The sequence below is a fragment of the Sulfurovum indicum genome, assembly GCF_014931715.1.
GTDB lineage: Bacteria > Campylobacterota > Campylobacteria > Campylobacterales > Sulfurovaceae > Sulfurovum > Sulfurovum indicum.
The window spans coordinates 1,249,986-1,272,667 of sequence record NZ_CP063164.1 but is presented as its reverse complement, the minus strand read 5'-3'; the positions used below and the strand labels follow the sequence as shown (position 1 = coordinate 1,272,667).

The 22,682-nt window shown below is 43.4% G+C and carries 25 protein-coding genes; 18 read left to right on the top strand and 7 right to left on the bottom strand.

Translation table 11 applies throughout. The features are described from left to right. Position 1: 1 nt before the first annotated feature. From IMZ28_RS06425 to IMZ28_RS06410, 4 genes are all read left to right on the top strand, one after another. The gene (locus IMZ28_RS06425; protein ID WP_197547773.1) at positions 2-1,645 is read left to right on the top strand and encodes a PqiB family protein; all 1,644 of its coding nucleotides are present in this window, start codon (positions 2-4) and stop codon (positions 1,643-1,645) included. 17 nt (positions 1,646-1,662) lie between these two features. After that, on the top strand, positions 1,663-2,199 hold the full coding sequence (locus IMZ28_RS06420) for a PqiC family protein (protein WP_232087427.1): 537 nt from the start codon (positions 1,663-1,665) through the stop codon (positions 2,197-2,199). Positions 2,200-2,325: 126 nt separating this feature from the next. Further along, entirely contained in the window at positions 2,326-3,381 is a 1,056-nt protein-coding gene (locus tag IMZ28_RS06415) for a hypothetical protein (protein ID WP_197547771.1), read from the top strand. Further along, positions 3,369-4,259: a radical SAM/SPASM domain-containing protein gene (locus IMZ28_RS06410; protein ID WP_232087426.1), complete on the top strand. Its 891-nt coding sequence runs from the start codon at positions 3,369-3,371 to the stop codon at positions 4,257-4,259. The genes IMZ28_RS06415 and IMZ28_RS06410 overlap by 13 nt, the downstream gene beginning before the upstream one ends. 48 nt (positions 4,260-4,307) lie before the next feature. Here the strand turns inward: IMZ28_RS06410 and IMZ28_RS06405 are convergent, their stop codons facing one another. Then, entirely contained in the window at positions 4,308-4,856 is a 549-nt protein-coding gene (locus tag IMZ28_RS06405) for a lipid-binding SYLF domain-containing protein (protein ID WP_197547770.1), read from the bottom strand. A 124-nt stretch (positions 4,857-4,980) separates the two neighbouring features. Between IMZ28_RS06405 and IMZ28_RS06400 the strand changes: the two genes are divergently transcribed. Together IMZ28_RS06400 and IMZ28_RS06395 are read left to right on the top strand one after the other, a co-directional pair. Next, on the top strand, positions 4,981-5,277 hold the full coding sequence (locus IMZ28_RS06400) for a hypothetical protein (RefSeq protein ID WP_197547769.1): 297 nt from the start codon (positions 4,981-4,983) through the stop codon (positions 5,275-5,277). After that, a complete protein-coding gene (locus IMZ28_RS06395) occupies positions 5,274-6,191 on the top strand; it encodes a histone deacetylase family protein (protein ID WP_197547768.1) in 918 nt (305 codons plus the stop codon). Before IMZ28_RS06400 ends, IMZ28_RS06395 begins: the two co-directional genes overlap by 4 nt. 69 nt (positions 6,192-6,260) lie before the next feature. Here the strand turns inward: IMZ28_RS06395 and IMZ28_RS06390 are convergent, their stop codons facing one another. The 3 genes from IMZ28_RS06390 to aspS form a co-directional block, all read right to left on the bottom strand. After that, positions 6,261-7,556 (bottom strand): OmpP1/FadL family transporter, encoded by a 1,296-nt coding sequence (locus IMZ28_RS06390; RefSeq protein ID WP_197547767.1) that lies wholly within the window; start codon positions 7,554-7,556, stop codon positions 6,261-6,263. A 268-nt stretch (positions 7,557-7,824) separates the two neighbouring features. After that, positions 7,825-8,415, bottom strand: a complete 591-nt coding sequence (locus IMZ28_RS06385) for an adenylate kinase (RefSeq protein WP_197547766.1) — start codon at positions 8,413-8,415, stop codon at positions 7,825-7,827. Positions 8,416-8,481: 66 nt separating this feature from the next. Next, on the bottom strand, positions 8,482-10,233 hold the full coding sequence (gene aspS / locus IMZ28_RS06380) for an aspartate--tRNA ligase (RefSeq protein ID WP_197547765.1): 1,752 nt from the start codon (positions 10,231-10,233) through the stop codon (positions 8,482-8,484). 509 nt (positions 10,234-10,742) lie between these two features. On the opposite strand from aspS, the gene IMZ28_RS06375 reads away from it, so the two are divergent. Both IMZ28_RS06375 and IMZ28_RS06370 read left to right on the top strand, forming a co-directional pair. Then, positions 10,743-11,615: an NAD(+)/NADH kinase gene (locus IMZ28_RS06375; protein ID WP_197547764.1), complete on the top strand. Its 873-nt coding sequence runs from the start codon at positions 10,743-10,745 to the stop codon at positions 11,613-11,615. After that, on the top strand, positions 11,609-13,141 hold the full coding sequence (locus tag IMZ28_RS06370) for a DNA repair protein RecN (RefSeq protein WP_197547763.1): 1,533 nt from the start codon (positions 11,609-11,611) through the stop codon (positions 13,139-13,141). The genes IMZ28_RS06375 and IMZ28_RS06370 overlap by 7 nt, the downstream gene beginning before the upstream one ends. Positions 13,142-13,149: 8 nt before the next feature. Here IMZ28_RS06370 and IMZ28_RS06365 read toward each other — a convergent pair whose 3' ends face one another. Then, entirely contained in the window at positions 13,150-13,887 is a 738-nt protein-coding gene (locus IMZ28_RS06365) for an Hpt domain-containing protein (protein ID WP_197547762.1), read from the bottom strand. Positions 13,888-14,006: 119 nt separating this feature from the next. Between IMZ28_RS06365 and IMZ28_RS06360 the strand changes: the two genes are divergently transcribed. The 10 genes from IMZ28_RS06360 to mrdA all read left to right on the top strand — a co-directional run bounded on the left by IMZ28_RS06360 (position 14,007) and on the right by mrdA (position 21,208). Beyond that, on the top strand, positions 14,007-14,777 hold the full coding sequence (locus IMZ28_RS06360) for a TatD family hydrolase (protein ID WP_197547761.1): 771 nt from the start codon (positions 14,007-14,009) through the stop codon (positions 14,775-14,777). A 108-nt stretch (positions 14,778-14,885) separates the two neighbouring features. After that, the gene (locus tag IMZ28_RS06355) at positions 14,886-15,683 is read left to right on the top strand and encodes a septal ring lytic transglycosylase RlpA family protein (RefSeq protein ID WP_197547760.1); all 798 of its coding nucleotides are present in this window, start codon (positions 14,886-14,888) and stop codon (positions 15,681-15,683) included. An 18-nt stretch (positions 15,684-15,701) separates the two neighbouring features. Next, complete coding sequence (hisB, locus tag IMZ28_RS06350; protein ID WP_197547759.1) at positions 15,702-16,274, top strand: imidazoleglycerol-phosphate dehydratase HisB; 573 nt, start codon at positions 15,702-15,704, stop codon at positions 16,272-16,274. Beyond that, a complete protein-coding gene (locus IMZ28_RS06345; protein ID WP_197547758.1) occupies positions 16,271-16,768 on the top strand; it encodes a KdsC family phosphatase in 498 nt (165 codons plus the stop codon). The genes hisB and IMZ28_RS06345 overlap by 4 nt, the downstream gene beginning before the upstream one ends. Next, the gene (locus IMZ28_RS06340) at positions 16,759-17,271 is read left to right on the top strand and encodes a hypothetical protein (protein WP_197547757.1); all 513 of its coding nucleotides are present in this window, start codon (positions 16,759-16,761) and stop codon (positions 17,269-17,271) included. Before IMZ28_RS06345 ends, IMZ28_RS06340 begins: the two co-directional genes overlap by 10 nt. 40 nt (positions 17,272-17,311) lie before the next feature. After that, positions 17,312-17,770 carry a lipopolysaccharide transport periplasmic protein LptA gene (lptA, locus tag IMZ28_RS06335; RefSeq protein ID WP_197547756.1) on the top strand — a complete coding sequence of 153 codons (459 nt, stop codon included), beginning with the start codon at positions 17,312-17,314 and terminating at the stop codon, positions 17,768-17,770. After that, entirely contained in the window at positions 17,763-18,413 is a 651-nt protein-coding gene (gene yihA, locus IMZ28_RS06330) for a ribosome biogenesis GTP-binding protein YihA/YsxC (protein WP_197547755.1), read from the top strand. The genes lptA and yihA overlap by 8 nt, the downstream gene beginning before the upstream one ends. Next, positions 18,397-18,858 carry an N-acetyltransferase gene (locus tag IMZ28_RS06325; RefSeq protein WP_197547754.1) on the top strand — a complete coding sequence of 154 codons (462 nt, stop codon included), beginning with the start codon at positions 18,397-18,399 and terminating at the stop codon, positions 18,856-18,858. The genes yihA and IMZ28_RS06325 overlap by 17 nt, the downstream gene beginning before the upstream one ends. 8 nt (positions 18,859-18,866) lie before the next feature. Further along, positions 18,867-19,322 (top strand): hypothetical protein, encoded by a 456-nt coding sequence (locus IMZ28_RS06320; protein ID WP_197547753.1) that lies wholly within the window; start codon positions 18,867-18,869, stop codon positions 19,320-19,322. Beyond that, the gene (gene mrdA / locus IMZ28_RS06315) at positions 19,319-21,208 is read left to right on the top strand and encodes a penicillin-binding protein 2 (protein ID WP_197547752.1); all 1,890 of its coding nucleotides are present in this window, start codon (positions 19,319-19,321) and stop codon (positions 21,206-21,208) included. Before IMZ28_RS06320 ends, mrdA begins: the two co-directional genes overlap by 4 nt. A 64-nt stretch (positions 21,209-21,272) precedes the next feature. Here the strand turns inward: mrdA and IMZ28_RS06310 are convergent, their stop codons facing one another. Continuing rightward, positions 21,273-22,205 carry a calcium/sodium antiporter gene (locus IMZ28_RS06310; protein ID WP_197547751.1) on the bottom strand — a complete coding sequence of 311 codons (933 nt, stop codon included), beginning with the start codon at positions 22,203-22,205 and terminating at the stop codon, positions 21,273-21,275. After that, positions 22,202-22,636 carry an rRNA maturation RNase YbeY gene (gene ybeY, locus IMZ28_RS06305; RefSeq protein WP_197547750.1) on the bottom strand — a complete coding sequence of 145 codons (435 nt, stop codon included), beginning with the start codon at positions 22,634-22,636 and terminating at the stop codon, positions 22,202-22,204. Before ybeY ends, IMZ28_RS06310 begins: the two co-directional genes overlap by 4 nt. Between the last annotated feature and the right edge of the window lie 46 nt (positions 22,637-22,682).

Here is a 22,682-nt window from a genome sequence, read left to right as displayed (position 1 = left end):
AATGCCCCAAAATATCCCTGAGGTACAGGAGTCCACAAAGTTCAATTTTTTTACTTCCATCTGGATTGTACCTTTCATTGCGCTTGTTATTGCCGGATGGCTGGCATTTCAGTATTATCATGACAGGGGACCGGAGATCAGGATCCTGTTTGAAAAAAATGAAGGTTTACAGGCAGGACAGAGCCAGATTAAGTACCGTAATGTACCGGTTGGACTGATTACCAAGGTAGAACTTGAAAAAGATGGTGAGGGGGTAGTGGTTGTCGCACGGATGGATAAAAGCGCTGCACCTTTTCTCAACGAGAATGCCAAATTCTGGATCGTCAAACCGGAATTGGGTATTAGGGGTGTCACAGGCCTTGATACGCTGATATCCGGAACCTATGTTCAAATGTACTCCCAGAAAAGAGGCAAGGAGTTCAAAGAGGAGTTTCATGGTCTTAACTATGCCTATCGTGATAATTCCGGAGGAGAGTATTTTGTCTTGACGATAGAAAGGGGAAATAGCGCAGTCAAAAAAGGAACTCCGGTCTATCTGCAGAATATCGAAGTTGGCAAAGTGGAATATGTACTGCTTGGACTGGATGGAATAACGGTTGAGGTAATTGTTTTCATAGATAGAATGTATGTACCTTATGTGCATACAGATACGAAATTCTGGATCAGGAATACATTTAATGCTACACTGAACAACGGCAGTCTGGATGTACAGGTTGCCCCTCTTGAAGATCTGATCCAGGGTGCGATCGAGTTTTCCAGTAACGGAGAAAAGGCTAAGCATCCGGTGCCTGATCTTTTTACTTTCAAACTCTATGCCAGCAAGAATGAAATATCCAAACAGAATATTGGGCATGGATATCGACATGCAGAAACATTTGTACTGCAGACAGAACACTCCATTGCAAATCTCAGGGTAGGCGCACCTGTACGCTATGAAGGCTTTGATATTGGAAAAGTTGTACAGATAGATCTGAAATATGATAAAAAGACACATCTTATGAAAGGGCGTGTCCAGGTTGAAATAGATACCTCTGTTTTTGCCCAAGGCAATGATGTGAACGATACGGGAGTAACAAACTTCTATCAGGCGGTAGAAGAGGGGATGCGTGCACAGGTCACTTCTTTGAATCCCATTACCGGAAGCTTGTATGTCAAGCTGGTATTTGGTATTGATGATGAGAACAGAAGTATTCTCAGGGATGGAGAGTACGCATTCCTGCCTACAGTTGACAATATTTCAGGTGATATCATGGCCAGTATATCCGGTATTCTTGACAAACTTAACAGTCTGCCGCTTGAAAAACTGCTTGCATCATTAAACAAAGTTGTTGAAGAGAGTGCCAAACCGATTGCCAATGCCAATGAGGTGCTCAAAGATCTCAGTAAGAGCGTCAAGGATCTCAATATGATGACAGAGAGAAAGTCCTTCAAAACGATGCCGGATGAGATAGACAGAATGCTTAAAGAGTTGACACGTACCCTTCGTGAAGCCAAAAAGACGATCAAAGGGTATGGTAGTAACTCACTGCTCACTCATCAGATCACAGAGACTTTGAAGACGGTCAAAAAGACATCTGAAGAGATGGATGAGTTCCTTAAGATGCTTAACCGCAAGCCAAATTCACTTATTTTCGGAGATAAATAATGTTCAGGAACACGCTATTGATACTGTTGATTCTTTTCTTTTCAGGTTGTACAGGAAGTTCCGGTTACTATATACTTTCCAATGCTTCGGAGCCTGTAGAACATTTTTCCTCTCAACAAAACAGTATCGGTGTAGAGAAGATCACTGTTCCAGAATATCTTTTCAAACGGGAGATAGCCGTAGCCGCATCATCCCACCGGATCATATTTTTCTCCAATGCAGAGTGGGGAGAAGACCTTGATGACGGCCTGACAAGAAGACTTATCTCCTATCTTCAGAAAAGTTTTCAGCAACCCAGAATCTATGCCTATCCCTGGGGGATGAGCAGACAGCCTGTCTTGAAAATAAAAGTAAATATCACCCGCTTTATAGCACAGAACAACAGAGTCTATCTTGATGCCGACTGGATTATTGAGAATATGCGTACAGGTGTAAAGAGAACGAAACTTTTCAGTACCTCTGTTATGACCAAAAAAGATCCTGAAAGTATTGTCGCTTCGATGGATGACGCATTTAGAGAACTTGAAGCCTCTATTGTCCAGGCCTTAAGGTGAATAGTAAAAGGGCTAAGAGCAAGAATGCATCACTTTCTGTTATGTTGTTTGAGCCTATTGTATAGATTTTGCTTTTGCGAAAATTATTATGATACAATTACCATACGTTTTACTTGAAGGAAAAGAATGTTGCCCAAACTGGTCGCTACGATTTGTTCTGTATGGATAACAGGTATATTTGTATCAGCAGATGCTGCACCGGTGCAAAAGAAGATATATGACGTACCCAATGCAATGGTCCGTTACAAGATCAGCGGTGGCGGTGTGATAAGTCCGGATGTGAATCTGACGCTGGAAGGTACCGGAAAACTCCGTTTTAAAGAATGGGGTGCAGTAGAGCTTTTTGAGACACAAATTGTCGAGAGAACGACAGGTTCCGTACACTATATAGGTAGAAAAGAGAAGTGTGAAAAGCATCAGGAAAAAGAGATACTGGATGTGGACTTTAAAGGCAAAAAGATATTGGAACGACCGCTTCCCAAAGGTAAAAAAGTACGGAATATCACTGAGGGACTGACAAAAAACGGGCAACAGATGGTTGCCAATATCGTTTGCGATATGTGGGAAGGAAACGGAGTACGTAAATGTATCTATAAAGCGATTCCTCTTTTTACCGAATACAATGTACTCGGTCTTTTCTACCGTGAAGAGGCTACAGATGTACAGTTTGATATCAATGTAACAGAAACTTCAAAGTGTGCCATACCGAAATACCCTGTAGAGAAATTCTCGCTCTATACGACAAGTTTCAAGACAAAGAGCAAAAAAGCGCCCAAAGCATTTTCCGAGCGCCTGTTGAAGGTCATTGAAACGCTTAATGCAAAAAAGATCGAGGAGGAAAAACTTCTTCCTAAAGAGAAAAAGCGTCTGATGGATATGATCGGCGAGCCGATATTTGAAAATCAGAAACGTCTGTTGCCGGAACTTCTGGAGACAATGAAAAAGACAAGAGCCTGTTTGGTTCAGGCCAAAGATACAGTTGCGGCCAATAGCTGCTTGAGTGATCTTGTAAAGATAAAATCCTACTTTACCGGAAATGAACATCACAAGATAGAAGAGTGGGAAAAGAACAGAGAGAAGATACTTGACACGTTTGATGACAATATTTTCATGCTACAGTCCAAAATGAAGTGTATACGGGGTGCAAAGACCCTGAATGATCTCTCTGTGTGTATGAAGTAGTGAAGTTCTATCGTATCTATATTGAGCTGACGAATCTCTGTGGTCTCAGCTGCAGTTTCTGTCCGACCAAACTACAGCCTTCAATGAAGATGGATCTCCCTTTTTTCAGATCGGTAATTTCACAGGCCCGGCATTATACCGGTGAGATCGCATGTCATGTGATGGGTGATCCTCTGACACAGTCAAACTTGTCAGACTATCTTGATATTATTCATAAATACGGGCTTCAAGCAATATTGACGACCAGTGGTTACTTTCTTAAAAAGCACTCTTTTGATACACTCTTTCATCCCTGCGTCAAACAGATCAATATTTCACTTAACAGCTATAACAAGAATGACACAGCTATTACTTTTGAACAGTATATCATGCCTGTATTGGCTCTATGCAGAGAAAAGCTTAAAAGAGAAGAGGAGAGTTTTATTAATTTACGGGTATGGAACCTTGATAACAGGATGAGTGAAAAAACATTCAACAGTAAACTGTTCACAAAACTTTCTGATGCATTTGATACGCCATTGTCGCTGGAAGAGATCTATAGTGAAAGACCAAAAACGATACGCCTTGGCAACAAGATACGCATCCATTTCGATGACTACTTTGAGTGGCCTTCTCTGGACAATCCTGTCTACGGTGACGGTACCTGTCAGGGGCTTCAGTCCCATATCGGCATCCTGGCGGACGGAAGAGTGGTTCCATGCTGTCTTGACGGAGACGGAGTAATAGAACTTGGGAATTTGCATGAGTCATCTTTGGAGGAGATACTTCAGGCTGATCGGAGTGTAGCTATGATAGAGGGGTTTAAAAAGGGGAAAGCTGTTGAAGAGCTGTGCCAAAAATGCAGCTATAAGGAACGTTTTTCAGACAAGCTTACATAGGATTTACACAAGCTGTATGAGTAGGCCGGCAAAATCGGCCCTGTTTGATCAATGAGGTACAATCCGGGTGAACTTTGTTCCTTCCAGGGCAACATTTGCCATAAGTCCTTTATTGTCAAAGACAAAGGCATAGATAGGCTTTTCATAACTGATAGAACTGATGTCTATGCCGCGTCCCCAGTCTATAACCGCAATGGAGCCGTCCACACCTGCTTCCCATCCGTTGCTCTTCATGAATCTGTCCAGTGCATACTGATCAGCAAATGCAAAGATATAGGATCTCTTCTGTGCACCGAACTGAAAACCTACCGATGCTGAAGCGATGTTGTAGTAGGCAATACTTTTACCATCAACTCTGAGTACACCTTCTCCGTACTCTCCTCCAACAAAGAAGCCGCCTTTGTAAACAGTAGGAAAGACAAGGTACCCTTTGACTTTTTTAAGGAAAACATCTCCTCCCTTTACAAGTTTTTTAAACTTTTCGATTGCAACATCTGCCTTGGCATCGATAACCTTTGCAGCTTCTGCATGAAGTGTATTGGTAAAGAGCATAGTAAAGGCAGCAAGAAGTGCCAGCGAAGTTTTTTTGAACATCATGTTATATTCCTTAAATAAGGGTTGCTTGCAGTACCCTTCTGATTTTTGTGTATTATAGCAGAGAAATATGAATAAATTGTGTATAATTTATATTCTGTGTCAATGATACCCAAAGGAGCATAAGATGGAACGTATGACAATGAAAACATATGCGGTAAAACATAAGTTAAGCCTTTTCAATGTTGTCAAAATGATCAAGTCCGGTCAATTGAAAAGTGAAACAGTGGAAGAGAATGGTAAAGAGGTTACATACATACTTGGCCAGAACCGTCTGTCCCGGTCAGAATCTAAAAACAGTACCTCGGAAATATCGATGTCGAATAAGGAGTTGCAAACTCTTGTCCTCTCTTTGCAGGAGGAGGTGGTACGATTACGTCATGAGATGGATTCGCTGAAGATGAGTATAGGGTTGACGAAGTGAAAGTTGCCTATATTACTGACAAAGTTTATCTTAAACATGATACAGGAGAAATGCATCCTGAGTCAAAAGAACGGTTGATTGCCATAGAGAATGCAGTCGAACCGTTAAAAAAAGATCTCACTATGCCTTCACCGATCTGTGTTTCCGAAGAGACCCTGATGATGGTACATATGTGTGAGCAGATAGAAGAGGTCATGGAGTGCAGCAAGGTCGCTGCATCGATAGACTCGGATACCATCTGTTCTTTTGATTCGTTTCATGTTTCAAAAGTAGCTGTCGGTGCAGGAGTCGTAGCTGTAGATGGTATTAAAAATAAAGAGTTCGATAGAGCATTTTGTGCAGTAAGGCCTCCCGGACACCATGCAACACCCGTAAAAGCAATGGGGTTTTGTCTTTTTAACAATATTGCTATTGCGGCCAAATATGCTCAGAAACAAGGTTTTGAAAAAGTTATGATCATCGATTTTGATGTCCATCATGGTAATGGAACACAAGATACTTTCTGGGAGGATGATACTGTTTTTTATTTCTCAACCCATCAGGCATTTGCATATCCGGGAACCGGGATGGAAGACCATATCGGTGCTGGAAAAGGGAAGGGGTTTACACGTAACTTCCTGCTGATGCCAGACAGTGGTGATACTGAAGTGCTCGATATCTATCAGAATGATCTGCCCCCTTTGGTAAAAAAGTTTTCCCCTGATATTATTCTGGTCTCTGCCGGTTACGATCTGCATGAGAGTGACCCTTTGGCACAGCTCAATGTTACAACAGAAGGAATACGGGCGATCGTACGTGCTATTCTGGATACGGCAAATGTACCGTTTATCTTCTTTTTGGAGGGAGGCTACAATGTTAATGCTCTGGGCGAAAATGTGAAGGTGACGCTTGAAGAGATGATCTGCAGTTATTGAGCGTATCTGTGAGGGTAAGCGTGTCGGCAATGAATGTGCTTCTTCTTCCCGGAAGGGAAGAAAAGTTTTTTAGAATTTGTAGGAGAGTTGGAAAGAGATACTGTTTTCTGTGTGGTAAACTGTAGATGGGCCAGTGTACAAATCTCCTGTATTGGGGTCTATACCCACAATAGTATTCATGGTAGTTTTTGTTTCCGGCGCATAGACATATGCAAGATCTATAGCAAAAGAGTCAGTAAATATATAACTGCCTCCAATGGTGTAATGGTCTTCTGCTGTTGCAGGGAATCCAAGAAGATTAAAGAGGTTCAGAGCATCTCCGCCGGCATTTGGGTATGAACCTGTGGGAGACTGTGAAGGTTGTACAGCGCCGCCGCTGGGAGCTTCTTTAATTGGATGGTTGGCATGATTGTATCCCAGTCTAAATGCCCAGCTTCCCTGCGTATACTGATAACCTACAGCAAAGACATCCTGGTCTTCCCATCCAAAATCCCTATATCCCTTTGCATCAGACCATTGAATCTGTTTATAATCAAAAGCAAAGGTGTGCTGATAGATTCTGTATCCTATGCCTATACCAATTTCTGCCGGCTGTTCCAGATGATTATCCATAGCTGCAGGGAACATGTCAAGATCGGCAAAAGGTTGTGTAGCACTTGAAAGTTGGTTGCTGTAGTCCATATCTATTTTTGACTTATAGACTGCACCCAGCGTCAGACCATCAATACCATGATTGGTAAAATCATAATAAGCACCCAGATTGAATCCGAAATTAAGATCCTGTGCGATACCGTCACCTACACTGCTTCCGTCAAAATTGTTATAGTTAATGTCAAGTGAACCATATTGCAGTATAGGTGTCACCGCAAAACCAAAATCATTGGCTTTATAGGCTACAGATACACCAAACTGCATAAGCTGCAGATTGGTTACCATGTGCATGTTACCAGAGTCTGTCTGTGTTCTTGGTGCATCCCGATAGTCAACACCCATACCGGCAGTTCCCCACATACCAATACCAAGATACCAGTTGTCATTAAGTTTATGTGAAATGGAAACTTCTGGAATAACATTCAAATTGGCATCACTTTCATGTAAGGCAGCACTACCCATATTTGCACTGATATCCGGCATAAAGATCGTACCTCCAAACGAGATTGACGTTCCTTCTGTACAAGTGATCAATGCCGGGTTTTGCAAAGTTGATTCGGCACAATGACTAACAGCTATACCTGCGCCGCCCATACCGCGTGCTTTGGTCCCCATGGCGATAAGTGTATCCCCGTTGGTCGCATGAAGCAGTGTAGAGGTCATGAATGATAATGCAATAGCTGAAGTGGATTTAGTAAACATACTTGTTTTCATTTTTTCCCTTTTTTTCTTAATCAAGGCAGTATAGTTTAAAAAAAATACTATGTCAAGTATTTCTATAGATTTTATCAAATTATAAACTGAGCTTATTTTATGGATTGTAGCAGGCTATTATTGTGCAAATTTAATTATTATTATGAAATGTTGTAATGAATATAATTGATTATAGAAGAAGGGTTGCCGGTAAGGATATTGCAGAGATACACAAATCAAAAGAGCACCTCTGTTCAGGGCTCTTTTGAAACAGCAGATGCTGAAAAGATTAGATTTTACTTAGAATGAACTGCTCCATATCGGAAACGACTTCGTCAAGCGTTCTTTCTCCGTTTATAACAGTCAAAAGACCTTTTGTTTCATAGAACTCCTGTATTTTCGGAAGCGGATCTGTATAGATCTTCATTCGGCTTACGAATACCTCTTCATTGTCATCACTTCTTTCTTCTCCAGGTGCTGCTTCTGCTCTGCGTCCCAGTATTCTTTCTCTGGCTACTTCTTCACTCACACGTACTTCGATAACGGAAACAAGGTCAATATTCTCTTCTTTGCTTACCAGTTCATCAAATGCGGTCATCTGCTCTTCGCTTCTTGGATATCCATCAATAAGGATATTGTCTACAGGGGCATTGTTGATCGCAGAAACAATTGTATTTACAATGATCTCAAGAGGGACTAAAGCACCTTTGGAAATGTAACTCTCAATCTCTTTCCCCAGTTCAGATCCGCTTGCTACCTCTTCGCGGAGCATGTCACCGGTAGAGTAGTGAACAATGTTGTCATTCTTTTCTGCAATAAGACTTGCATCGGTTGTTTTTCCGGAACCCGGTGCTCCAATGATCAAAAATAGTTTTTTCATGCTGTTATCCTTTTTTATTGTATATTCTCTATTATTATCAACTCTCTGTTATCCCTAAGCCCCAATCTATGCGACCGGTGTCTGTCTGATACGAAGACCCAACTCTTTAAGCTGCTCTCCGTCCACCATACCCGGAGCCTGTGTAAGCAGACATTGGGCTCTTTGTGTTTTAGGGAAAGCGATGACATCACGGATGCTCTCTGCACCTGTCATCAGCATGATGAGTCTGTCCAGCCCCAATGCAAATCCGCCGTGCGGAGGTGCACCGAACTTGAGAGCATCAAGCAGGAAGCCAAACTTCTCCTGTGCCTCTTCTTCAGAGATTCCCAGCAATTTGAAGATCTCAGCCTGTACTTCCTCTTTGTGTATACGGATGGATCCACCGCCGAGTTCCGTACCGTTCAGTACAATATCGTATGCGATCGATTCGATCTCTTCAATATCTTCATAGTCAAGTGATTTCGGTTGAGTGAACGGATGGTGGAGTGCCTTGACACGCCCCTCCTCAACTTCGAACATCGGAAAGTCAACGACCCACAGGAATTCAAATACATCCTGAGGAATGATCTCCATGATCTCTGCAAGATAGATACGGAAACGACCCATGTAGTCGAGTACAACTTTTTTCTCACCTGCACCGAAGAAGACTACATCACCTGTCTGAAGCTCACAGCGCTCGATGATCGCCTGGATATCTTCCTGGGTAAAGAACTTGGTCAGTGGACCTTTGAGCCCGTCCTCTTTCATTTGGAAGTATCCCAGTCCCTGGGCACCGAATTTACGTACATACTCCTCAAAACCTTTCATCTGGCGTTTGGAAAAGATGTTGTCACCGTTTGGTACCTTAAGTGCCTTGATACGGTTCTTTTTTGGTGCCTTTGCGATTGATGAGAATATCTCATTGTCACATCTTTCAAAGATATCGATGACATCCACCATAGCCATGTCATAACGCATATCAGGCTTGTCTGTTCCGTACTTCTCCATCGCTTCATTATGGGTAATGCGTCTGAAAGTCTTAGGGATCTCAAAACCACACTGTGTGAAGATATCATTGATAAGTTTTTCAGCAACAGCAATAACATCCTCTTGCGTACAGAAACTCATCTCAACATCTATCTGCGTAAATTCCGGTTGTCTGTCAGCTCTGAGGTCTTCATCGCGGAAACATTTTGCGATCTGAAAATAACGGTCAAAACCTGAGACCATCAAAAGCTGCTTGAAGAGTTGCGGAGACTGGGGAAGTGCATAGAACTCGCCAGGGTGAACACGGCTTGGCACAAGGTAGTCTCTGGCTCCCTCAGGTGTAGACTTGGTAAGCACAGGTGTCTCTACTTCAAGGAAACCGAGTTCATCCAGTGAGTTACGTGTTGCGATGGTCGCTTTGGAACGCAGTTTGAAGATATCGTAGGACTTTTGGCTTCGAAGCTCAAGGTAGCGGTATTTCAGCCGGATCTCTTCGTTAACCTTCTCATCTCCGATATCAAACGGCATCGGTTTGGAACGGTTCTCAATTTTGAGTGTATCTACGACGAGTTCTACCTTGCCGGTCTTGAGATTAGGATTTTCCAGTCCCTCTCCCCTGGCTCTTACTTTACCTGTAGCAATAAGTACGAACTGGTCCCTGACCTCTTCGGCTACTTTATGCGCATCGGCATTGTCAGCCGGGTCACAGACAAGCTGTACGACTTCATCTTTGTCACGAAGGTCGATGAAGATCACGCCTCCATGGTCTCTCCGGCTGGCAACCCAGCCGGCAACGGTGACTTCCTCACCAATATGTTGTTCATTAATTTCGGCACAATAGTGTGTTCTCACGTGCATTCCTCGTATAAACCCGAATGATGCACTTATCAATCCGGGATGAAATAAGTTGCGCGATTATAGCCAAAAGTTGTTTAGGGCTAAATTGTCTAATACAAATCATCTTTAACGTGCAGTGATACTTTTAGGATATTTTTTAATAAAGAATAGATGTCAATTTGAAATATTTTTGAACCTCACAAGCAACATTATGTTAGGCTATCATTATTACTATTACCGCACCAACTAAATACCTCAAACTTTGAGAGAACGAGACGAGGCAAGATGTGCGTGAAAAATCTGAAGGACTACCCGTAGGTAATTCAAAGATTTTTTTGCGTGCAGGTTGTCTCGTATCGTTCTCCCCGAAGGGTGCAGCACTTTCGCCCACATACGGCGTTAGATTTTCTTGAATTAGCCTCTGGCTAGTCCTGCGAAAATCTGCCTTGTCTGTGAATGAAATTGCAGCATCAAAGATTGAGGTATTTAATTGGTACGGTAATAAAGCAATGGAGTGACTATCTGTGAAACAACTAGAACAGGTCAAGACAGCAGGATTTATACTCAAACCGGATGCACCGGAGATAAAGCCGGTTTATGAGAAGATCAAAAGAGAGTTCGAGAGTAAAGGGATCACCGTACTGCTTTCAGAGAGATCCGCCGAAACGATCGGTCTGGAGGGGGTTCCTTTCGCTGAGATGTGTACAAGGTCGGATTTCCTGGTCTCCTTGGGGGGTGACGGTACGCTGCTTTCCCTGGTACGCAGAAGCTACGGCTTCCATAAACCTGTCGTAGGTATCAATGCCGGAAACCTTGGATTTTTGGCAGATATTACTATTGATGATGTTGATGCCTTCCTGGGCCGTCTGCTTGCAGGAGAATACCGTATTGACGACCGTATGATGATAGAAGGGTATGTTCAAAAAGTATCAGGCAAGAAGAAAAAGTTCATCGCTTTCAATGATGTGGTCATTACTTCTCCTGAGCCTTCCAAAATGGTAAAAGTAAATGCTTCTATCGATGGAGAACGTTTCAACAGTTACACAGGTGACGGGCTGATCATCTCTACACCAACAGGTTCGACTGCATATAATCTCTCTGCTGGCGGTCCTATACTCTATCCTCTGACACAGGCATTCATTATTACACCTGTTCTCGCACACTCTCTGGCAAACCAGCGTCCGCTTGTCGTACCGGCTGACTTCAGCATAGAGCTTGATGCTGAGAAGTACAGAGCTATTGCATCAATTGACGGGCAGGAAGTCTATGAGCTTGAAGAGGGGGATGTACTTTATATAGCCGGAGCCAAAAAGGGTGCGACACTCATTCACCGGAAAGAACACAATTACTTCTCCGTGCTTCGTGAGAAGCTCCATTGGGGAGATAGAAATTGGTAGAGCGCCTTTATCTCCGTGACCTGGTAAGCTTCAAAGAGCTTGAATTGGAGTTTGAACAGGGACTGGTGGTATTCAGTGGTCCAAGCGGTGCAGGAAAATCGGTGCTTATCTCCGCCATACTTTCAAGTTTCGGATACGCTGCCAAGGGAGCCGCTGCATTGTGTGAGGTAAATCTGCAAAAACCTTCCAAACTGCAGAGTGACGCATTTGTACTTGAGGAGAACCTGTGCATAAAAACACTTAAAAAAGAGAAACTTCGCTATTTTATCGACGGACAGAGTATCTCAAAAAAAGCTTTGGCTGAGATGTTCGCTCCCTATATAAAATATCTTACTGTACGGGACCAAAGCGGCTTTGACTCAGCTTCACTGATTGGTATGATAGACCGGAGTCTTTCTGCCAAAGACAAAACCTTTAAAAAGTCACTCAAAGAGTATAAGAAACGTTATGCCAACTATCGCAGTAAAGAGCTGCAGTTGGAGAAGATAGAAGAAGATGAAGCAAAGCTTGCTGAAAAAATGGAGTTTGCACAGTATGAGATAGACAAGATCAGCCTTATTGATCCCAAAGTAGGGGAAGAGGAGAAACTGCTCAAGGTTAAACAGCAGCTCTCGCATATTGACAAGGTTAGAGATGCGCTGAGCAGAGCCAGTGAGATCTTTCATTATGAGAGCAGTGTAGAAGAGGTCTATCGCCTTCTGGATAAAGATGTTACCCCATTTTCCGAAGCAATGGGTCAGCTCAGAGCAGACTTTGAAGAGAGTGAAATGCTGGCCGATGAACTTGAAGAAATCGATGTTGAAGAGGTACTGGACAGACTGAGTGAACTTATGTCGCTCAAGAGCCGTTACGGATCGATAGAGGAGGCCCTGTCCTACAGAGATGAAAAGATCAAAGAGTTGGAAGGATACCGGCATATAGCACAGGATAAAAGTATGTTACAGAGTTTTCTGCAGATAGAGTTCTCCGAACTGAATATTATTGCATCCCGTCTTTCCCAGTTACGGAGAAAGGAGGCTGCAGTACTGGAAGCGAGCCTGGCAGACTATCTTTCTTCTCTTAAACTGCCACCACTCTATTTCGATTTCTATACGGAAGAGTTGGGGGAAAACGGTATTGACAGTGTAGAGGTGCGTCTTGGAGCTTCTATGATGATGGATACACTCAGCGGAGGTGAATTCAATCGTGTACGTTTGGCATTGATGGCTGCAACTATGCCCCAAGAGAGACAAGCACAGGGGGTACTGATACTTGACGAGATCGATGCGAACGTAAGCGGAGATGAATCGATCGCTATTGCCGAAATGATTGCGACACTTGCCAAAGGCTACCAGATATTTGCCATCTCCCACCAGCCGCATCTTTCAGCAAAAGCAACACAGCATATTGTTGTGGAAAAAGAGAGTGGTGTCAGCAGGGCAAGAGTGTTGGATGAAGAAGGAAGGATAGCGGAGATCTGCCGTATTATTGCCGGAGAGAATCCTACAGAACAGGCCGTGGCGTTTGCCAGAAAGTTACGGAGTTGAGAGTATGCTCAGCTTTTTTCGGGAAACTGTTCTCTAAGTGTCTGCAGATAATATTTGAGATGCCTCTGGTACTCCTTCACCACTACAAGCTCTTCTCCTGTTTTCAGATAGGTATTGTAGTCGACAAGCAGGTCTGAGACCCCTCCTGTACCAATGGTGGTAGAAGACCCTTTGATACTGTGTGTCAAGCGTTCCATTTTATGGAAGTCCGGAATCTCCATCGCTTCCTCGATCAGGGGGATCTGCTCAAGGATCTGGGGAATAAGTTCCCGGATGAACTCATGAGCTTCTTCTTCGGAGAGCCCCATTGCTATGAGACGGCTGTAGTTGAACTCGGGGTATTCACACCTGGGGAGTTCTACAGTCGGCTTCTCTTCGGTTCTTGAAGTCTCTTTTACTGCCTGCTTCTCTTTCTTTTTCGGGACTTCTGCTGGGGGTTCCGTTTTCACAGTCTGGGGGATATCAGTTGTTTCCGGTTTGGTTTCTGCAGCAGGCTTTTTCTTTTCAGCTTTGAGGGGGTGCTCTTTACGGGTCTCTTTTTTTTGAGGTGCAGGTGGAGGAGTGAGCGGTTTCTTTTTTTGAGATGCAGGAGTAGGACGTCTTGTCACTTTTGGCGTGAGTTTTTTCTTTTTCTTCTCCTTCTCCTGACGCCTTTTTTCCTGGTACGCTTTTTCGTTTTTATACTCAAGATAAACAATAAGAACAATGACAAATATGATAATACCTATAACTATTGCAGCACCCATAGATTACACCCTCCACACACAATATGTTATTACTATAACTTATTTAGTATTAGAAAAAGTTGTTTCAAATCAAAGATAGTCTGTTTTGGGTATAATTGCATTAAAAAAACAGGGTTGAAATGATAGTAGATACACATTGTCACCTCGATGATATTCGTTACAATGACGATCTTGAAGAAGTGATACAAAGAGCAGTGGTCCAGGGTGTTGGAAAGTTTATTATTCCCGGTGCTGATCCGGAGAGTCTTGAGAGAGCGGTTGAGATCGCTGAAAAATATGAAGAGGTCTATTTTGCGGCAGGCGTACATCCTTACGATGCGAAAGAGTATGACAGATGTTATCTGGAGAAGTTCGTCGAGCATCCCAAATGTGTTGCTGTTGGTGAGTGCGGACTGGATTACTATCGTCTTCCTGAAAAGGAAGATGAGATCGCAGCTGAAAAAGTATTGCAAAAAGAGGTATTTCTCGATCAGATACTTTTGGCCAAAAAAGTGAAAAAACCATTGATCGTACATATTCGCGAATCAAGTCAGGATTCTCTTGATATGCTGGACGAATATGCCGGGGAAGAGGGGGGTGTTCTGCATTGTTATAATGCGAATGAATCACTCCTGAAACTGGCCCAAAAGCATTTTTATTATGGAATTGGCGGCGTACTCACGTTCAAAAATGCACGTAAGCTGATCAATGTTTTTCCAAAGATCCCGCATGATAGACTGCTTATTGAAACTGATGCTCCCTATCTTACCCCGCATCCGCATAGAGGAAAGCGAAATGAACCTTCCTATTGTACTCTGATAGCCGATAAAATGTGTGAACTCAGCGGACTTTCCCGTACAGAGATGGAAACATTGACTACAGGAAACGCCAACAGACTGTTCGGTCTTTAAAAAAGACTGCTGCCAGAGTGGATCCGCTTTCTGAGACGATAAACTATCAAGCAGATATAAAGTCAAATAAAGAGATAATATCTGCCTAATTTGATGTAAGGTTTCCCAATGTCCAAGAGACGTTTTCTTCTTCTTTCCGGTGCTGTAGTGTTGTCTGCGATATTGTCTCTTACTGGTTGTTCCGGAAAGCCGGACAAGTATAGTTCCGGTAAGTTTACCAGTGCTGCACGGTACAAGTCAACCATGCGCTGTTACACGGTATTGGGAAAGACATATCAGCCTACCTATGTCAAAGTAGGGCAGACCATGACAGGGATCTCCAGTTGGTACGGACCCAATTTTCACGGCAAGCAGACCAGTAACGGAGAGCGTTACAATATGCATGCAAGAACAGCAGCGCATAAAACGTGGCCGATGGATACAATGGTCAAGGTAACGAACCTGCAGAACGGAAGAAGCACTATTGTGCGCATCAATGACAGGGGACCGTTTGTCAAAGGGCGTATTATTGACTGCAGCTATGCTGCGGGAAAAGAGCTGGGGCTTGACAGAATGGGTATTGCAAAAGTGAAGATAGAAGTTGTCGGATTTGCAGGGAAAGTACACTCTCCGCAAGCCATTGCCAAAGCAAAGGCGAGCAAAACAGAAGCCCGTATGAAACTAACGAACTTTGGTATCCAGGTCGGTGCATTCGTGCGTTATGAAGGTGCACTGGTCACTAAAAGAAAGTATGAAACACTTGGCGGGAACAAATTCCGAGTTGTCATTAAAAAAGCAGATGGTGTAGATGGGACCGGACGTACACTTTACCGGGTCTTTATGATGGGATTTGCAAGTGAAGAAGCAGCAAGAGACTACAGAGACAACTGCCTGGGGCTTACCGGTGCAGCCATTATACGCAATTAAGTAAATAAAGGGGAATAGATGATCGAAAAGAGACGAGAGACCAAAGAGACACAGATCACTGTCAAATTGAATCTTTATGGAAAAGGAGAAGCGAAGATAGATACAGGTGTAGGATTTTTTGACCATATGCTGGAAGCTTTTACCAAGCATGCCCATATCGATATGGAAGTGACGTGTAAAGGAGATACCCATATTGATGATCACCATACGGTCGAAGATGTCGGTATCGTTATCGGACAGGCACTCAGGGAGGCGATCTATCCGGTTAAAAGTATTGAACGCTTCGGTAATGCAACTGTGGTTATGGATGAGGCGAGTATTACGTGTGATATCGATCTTTCAAACCGTGGATTCTTGGTATTTGAACTGCCGATAGGCGGGAAAGTAGGTGAGTTCGATGTGGAACTGGTAGAAGAGTTCTTCAGGGCATTTGCTTTCAATCTTCCCCTTACCCTGCATCTTATCTATAATCGCGGTAAAAATAAACATCATATTATTGAAGGAGCATTCAAGGCTCTGGCTGTTTCACTGCGCCGAGCTGTAGCAGTCAATGAGAATGCAGGTATTCCAAGTACCAAGGGTGTTCTATGAGTATCAAACTGATCGTGTTGGATGTAGACGGTACGATGACCGACAGTCGTATCACTTACAGTGAAGCGGGTGACGAGATCAAGTCATTTAATGTAAAGGACGGTTTGGCGATCGCTTCCTGGAGACGTTTGGGAAGACAAGTAGCAATTATCACAGGCAGAAGTTCACAGATCGTCGCACGGAGGGCCAAAGAGCTGCATATTGAACACTTTTATCAGGGAGTTGACAATAAAAAAGAGGTACTGGACAGGCTTTTGAAAAAACTTGATATTGAAATGAAACATGTCGCTGCCATAGGGGATGATCTCAATGACCTTCCCATGCTCAGAGCTGCTGCCATCTCTTTTGTCCCCAGGGATGCCAGCCCCTATGTGGACAAGATCGCAGATGTGGTTTTGAACAAAAAAGGTGGAGAAGGTGCTGTACGTGAAATGATAGAGTACCTTATTAAAAAAGAGGGACTGGAAGCGAAGTATCTTGAATTATGGGATTAAAACTAGAACTGTTGCTTGTACTGTTGATCGCATTTACCTCTGTGCTTACTATGTCTATACAGCTAAGTGACCAGAAAGTATTGGATGAAGTATTTGACAAAGAGCTTGAGTTTACCGGTACAACCTTTACCGAAGTGACCATACATAAAAGAGAGGGGGTTGCGTACGGTACCCGAGGTACACGTATAGCAGGTATATTGACCATAGAGAATCTGCGTTACAGCAATGAGAATATTGAACTTCTTTTGGCTGACAAGGGCAGATATGAAGATAACAGGATCTATCTTGACGGCAATGTAAGTCTGATGCAGAAAGAGGGATTTAAGTATTATACGGAGCATGCCTACTATGACAAATCAGCAGAGGTTATCTATGTGACCTCTCCTTTTGTCGCCTACCTGAACAAAAATGTCATACAGGGGGAAACACTTCAGTATGACACCGTACGCAAAGAGGCTTTTGCCACAATGCTGAAAGCTGTCGTATATACGGCGGAAAAATGATATAATGATACTTTGATATAAAGGTGCAGTATTGAATCGTATGAAAATTATCTTGCTGGTGGTATTTACTCTCTCACTCTGGGCTGAGAAGGTACAGATCACTTCTGACAGTATGAAAGCCATGGATCTTAAAAAAGAGGTTCATTTTATGGGAAATGCAAAAGTGAAACAGTTGGATAACTGGATCCATGGTGATGAGATCATTGTCTATTTTGACGAGAACAATGAGACAAAGAAGTATGAAGCAGTCGGTAATGTTACCTTTGAATTGAAGCAGAAAGAGGCACTTTACAAAGGAAGTGCCGACAAAGTAACCTATGATCCGAAAAGATCAAGATATATTCTGAGAGGAAAAGCGGTTATTGATGATATTGTCAATAAACGGCATGTCAACGGTGAGGAGATCATACTTGATCTTATCACGGGAGATGCAAGTGTAAAAGGAAACCGTAAAAAACCGGTGAAGTTCATTTTTGATATGGAGAAGAAGAGTGAGTAGTCCGCGTATAGTAGAAGCAGATTTTATCAAGTCGGCACAGAGTATCGCCGACTCACTGCCTGAAGATATGAGTGAAGTGGTTTTTCTGGGGCGTTCCAATGTGGGAAAAAGTTCAACACTCAACTCTCTGACCAACCGAAAAAATCTTGCAAAGAGTTCTGCGACACCGGGGAAGACACAGCTGATCAACTTCTTTGAAACACGTTATCTCTACAATGAAGAGAGCTATCCTGTACGTTTTGTAGATTTGCCGGGCTTTGGATATGCCAAGGTCTCCAAAACACTTAAAGAGGTATGGCAGAGGAACCTGGTGGAGTTCATTGAACATCGTGTCTCCATACGTCTTTTTATCCACCTGCGTGATGCCAGACATCCCCATGCCAAGATCGATGATGATGTAGAGGCATACATCTCTGAGTTTATCAGACCCGATCAGCGCTACTTGACGGTCTTTACAAAGACAGACAAACTGAACCAGAAGGAGCGTGCCAAACTCAAACGTGAATTTCCCGGCTCCATTACACTTTCCAATCTTAAAAAGAGTGGGCATGAAAGGGTGCACAGGGAGATACTCCAAACGATCTTTGGTGTAGATGAAGAAGAAAGATCACAAGAGGAGCTGCCGAGTGATAGAGCTGGTTAAAGCCAAACTTGCCGATATCCCGGCTATGCAGGAGCTGGTGGCTTCAGAAGTGAAAGAGGGGATTATCCTTGACCGGAGTGAAGATGAAGTTGCAACAAACATCCGCTCCTATGTTCTGGCAAAAGTGAACGGCAGACTTGTAGGTTATACTGCACTGCATATCCACTCTCCACGTTTGGCTGAAATACGAAGCCTGATTGTCGATGAGGACTATCGTGGTCGTCATATCGGTCAGAAACTGGTGCAGTTCACGCTTGAAGAAGCAAAAGACCTGGGTGTAAAAGAGGATGTACTTGTCTTGACCTATCTGCCGGATTTCTTTGCAAAGATAGGATTTAAAGAGATCAATAAAGAGGGGATACCTGAACATAAGATCTGGACTGACTGTATCAAGTGTATCCACTTCCCTGTCTGTAACGAAGTGGCTCTGGTCTATAAAATATAGAAGAGATCATGGAGAAGACCAAACATTTTTTACAGAAATTACTCTTGTGGATACTCATTGCGATGTTCATCCTCTTTTATCCGATGCTTATTTCCATCTATGTTTTTCTCCCTCTCTTCATCGGTATCATGGGATATATTTTGATCCTGGGAATCGAGAGGGGAAAGGTTTCCTACATAGCGGTTTCTCTGCTTTATATGTTAAATATGAATATTAACCTCTCTTTACCCTTTTTTCTTGCTTCTATAGCAACTCTGTTCGTCTATATCTTTTTCTACCCGCACTTCATTCATTTTAGACGGTGCAAGGTCTGTACACCGCTTCTGACGGTGCTGATGGTCGATCTTGTCTATCTCGCTTTCCTGCTCTCATATGATTTTGTTTTTCAAACAAAGAATGTAGTGCTTGATGACATTCTTCTCTATCCTTTGATTGTGGATCTTCTTGTGGCGGTGATCATATGAGATATCAATTTATCATTCTGATCTTTATTGCAGTTTGGGCAGTGATGATGATTCGCCTCTATCATGTCAGTATCAAATCAAATTACTACTATGAGGAACTGGCAAAAGAGAATATTGAACGCAAAGAGTATCTCAAACCGGTCAGAGGGGAGATCACAGATGTGCATGGCAAGCTTCTGGCAATGAATCAGATCGGCTTTTCTGTATCGGTCATGCCGCACCTTAAGGAGGGGGACAAGAGACTTGAAGCGGTAGGAGAAGTACTTGCTGAAACTTTTCCTGATCTGAACACGACAGTACTTTACAAAGTATACAGGAAACAGAGTTCCCCCTATAATCATAAATTCATCAAAGTGGTTGACTTTATACCTTATGCGGATATGATGGGAGCCTATGCCAAACTGAGTCTTTACCCGGAGATAAAGATCGAAGCAGAAACAAAACGCTACTACCCTTATGGAAAATATGTAGCACATCTTGTCGGTTATACCGGACGATCAAACCAAAAAGAGAATGAAGCGGATGAAGTAGTCGATGTCGTCGGCAAAGTAGGCAAAAGCGGTTTGGAACGCTATTACAATAAAGTACTGCAGGGGGAACTCGGTTATGTGATCAATAAAGTGACTGCGACAAACCGTACGATAGAGGTACTTGAAAAGGTATTGCCAAAAGATAACAAGAATCTTACATTGAATATTGATATCGATCTGCAGCAGATGATCTATCAGGAGTTTGCCGATATGAAAGAGACCGGTGTCGCTATTGTGATGCGTACGACAGGTGAGATCGTTGCAGCTGTGAGTTATCCGGCATACGATCCGAATCTGTTCGTGGGCGGTATCAGCTCCAAAGACTGGCGGGCACTTCAAGAAGACCTTGCACACCCGTTTACAAATAAGATCACACATGGTACCTATCCTCCCGGATCTACTATCAAGATGGGAATGGCACTGGCATTTGACAAAGCGATCCCCGGTATTCTGGGACAATCGGAGTACTGTAACGGGTTCATTACCATCGGAAAGAGTAAACACAAGTTCAGATGCTGGAAACATTATGGACACGGTGATGTACATCTGCGTAAAGCAATACGGGAAAGCTGTGATGTATTTTTCTACAAAAAGAGTTTAAAGGTCGGGATCGACGATATGGCAAAAAATCTTCATGCTTTTGGTCTTGGTGTCAAAACAGGTGTAGATCTGCCACGTGAATATAACGGGGTGATCCCGGACAAAGCATGGAAGATGCGGCGCTTCAAACAGCCTTGGTACAAAGGAGAAACAGTGATCGCATCTATAGGGCAGGGATACGACTCTGTAACACCGCTGCAGGTTGCACGTTATACGGCACTGATCGCTACAGGCAACCTTGTTACCCCAAGAGTGGCAAAACTTGTAGATGGCAACGTGACCAGGCCGACAAGCAAGCCTATCAGGTTCGATCCGGTTTCGATCACAGAGATACGCAAAGGAATGTATGATGTCTGTAATACACGAAAGGGAACGGCTTATAAAGCGATGCATGATCTGCCGGTCGTTGTAGCCGGTAAGACAGGGACATCCCAGGTTACCTCCATTCCCCAGTCAACCATCAAACGTCTTAAGGAGTCTGAACTGGAATATTTCCATCGTTCTCATGCATGGATTACAACCTATGCACCCTACAATGATCCGCAATATGTCGTCACAGTGCTTGTCGAGCATGGGGGACACGGAGGAAGTACATCCGGTCCTATGGCAGCCATGATATACAAGTGGCTTTATGCACATAACTACTTTAAAGAGAGAGAAGCAGCTTCCCAAAACAGCTTGAATGAAGCAGAGCAGATCTCTAAAGGCGGTTCATATAAAAAGGGTGGAGACGGCCGGTATATGGAAACTTTTTAGCTGTTTGGAAATATAAAAGAGTAATTTACGGAGATAAAAGAACCGGTTGTATGAAAGATACCGGCTAGATGCTCTGTATGGTGTGCTCCAGAAAGAGGCCGAGAATGATGACCAGACTGATCCCCGCGGATTTGGTATAAAGTTTGTTTGCGGTCAGGAAGACCAGCAGCAGAGTGGCAACAATCATTGTGCTAATGTCAAAGATATAGTTGAATGATTCAATCGGCATAGGTTTGACAAAAGCGGCAGCACCAAGTACGACACTGGTATTGGCCATATTTGAACCAATGATATTGCCAATAGCCATATCGACCTTTCCCTTGACAGCGGCGGAGATGCTCACGACAAGCTCAGGAAGAGAAGTTCCCAGGGAGATGAGAATAATCCCGATGACCCATTCTGAAATTCCGAAACTCTTGGCTATATCAGAGGCACTCTCCACAGTAAAGTGTGCTCCTGCAATGACCAGTATAAATCCGATGATAAGCATCGGGATGGTTGTTGTCCAGCTAAAATGTGCCATATCGACATCGTCAAGCTCTTCTTCAGGGATGTTTTTGGCATCCTGGAGCAAAAAAAGCAGGTATGCCCCCATCAGAAGGAGCAGCAGAGAAGCATCAAAACGCGAGATGACTCCATCAAGTATCATCAAAATAAATACAAAAACAGGTACCAGTGCCCAGGTACTGTCTTTGGCAAAAAAATCCCTGTTCGGTGATATATTTTTTGCAATCAGAAAAACAGAAGCCAGTACCAGCGTGATATTCAGGATATTGCTTCCGATCACGTTTGAAATGGCAATATCGGGTTTGTCTCCCGCACTTGCTGCGATACTGGCTGCCATCTCGGGCAGAGATGTTCCCAAAGCGATCAGTGTTGCACCTATGATGAATTCGGGGATGTTGAACCTGAGTGCGATCTTCTCGCTTTGGCGTATAAGCATATCGGCTCCCCAGATGAGGACACCCATTGCGATCACAAATATCAGAAAGTTCATGACTCTTCCTTTTCATTCCGAATTATGAGACTTTTTGGCAGTTTCCATCTCTCAATAAGCAATGCCTCTTTCCGGCGCATTTCTCCCTGATCTGTCTCATGATCGAATCCAAGCAGGTGAAGCAGGCCATGAATGAAGAGCAGAGTAAGTTCCTCCTGCTCCGTGTGGCCAAGCTCTTTGGCCTTTTGTGTTACGAAATCTTTTGAGATAACAATGGCGCCAAGCGGTGTATGAGGAACTGTGTCACCCATTGGAAAGCTCAGAACATCAGTTGCCATGTCTTTGTCTCTATGCTCGGCATTGAGGGCTCTTATGCCGTCATTGCCGGTAATAATGAGCTCTATCTGGCGTTCAGTAAGATCTTTTGCGATCTTTTCAAGCATATCCGTATCTACAGGCAGGTCGGTTTCATTTACTAAATCTATTAACATGGGTGCCATTTTACCCAAATCTTGGTAAAATGCAGGAGAGTAAAAC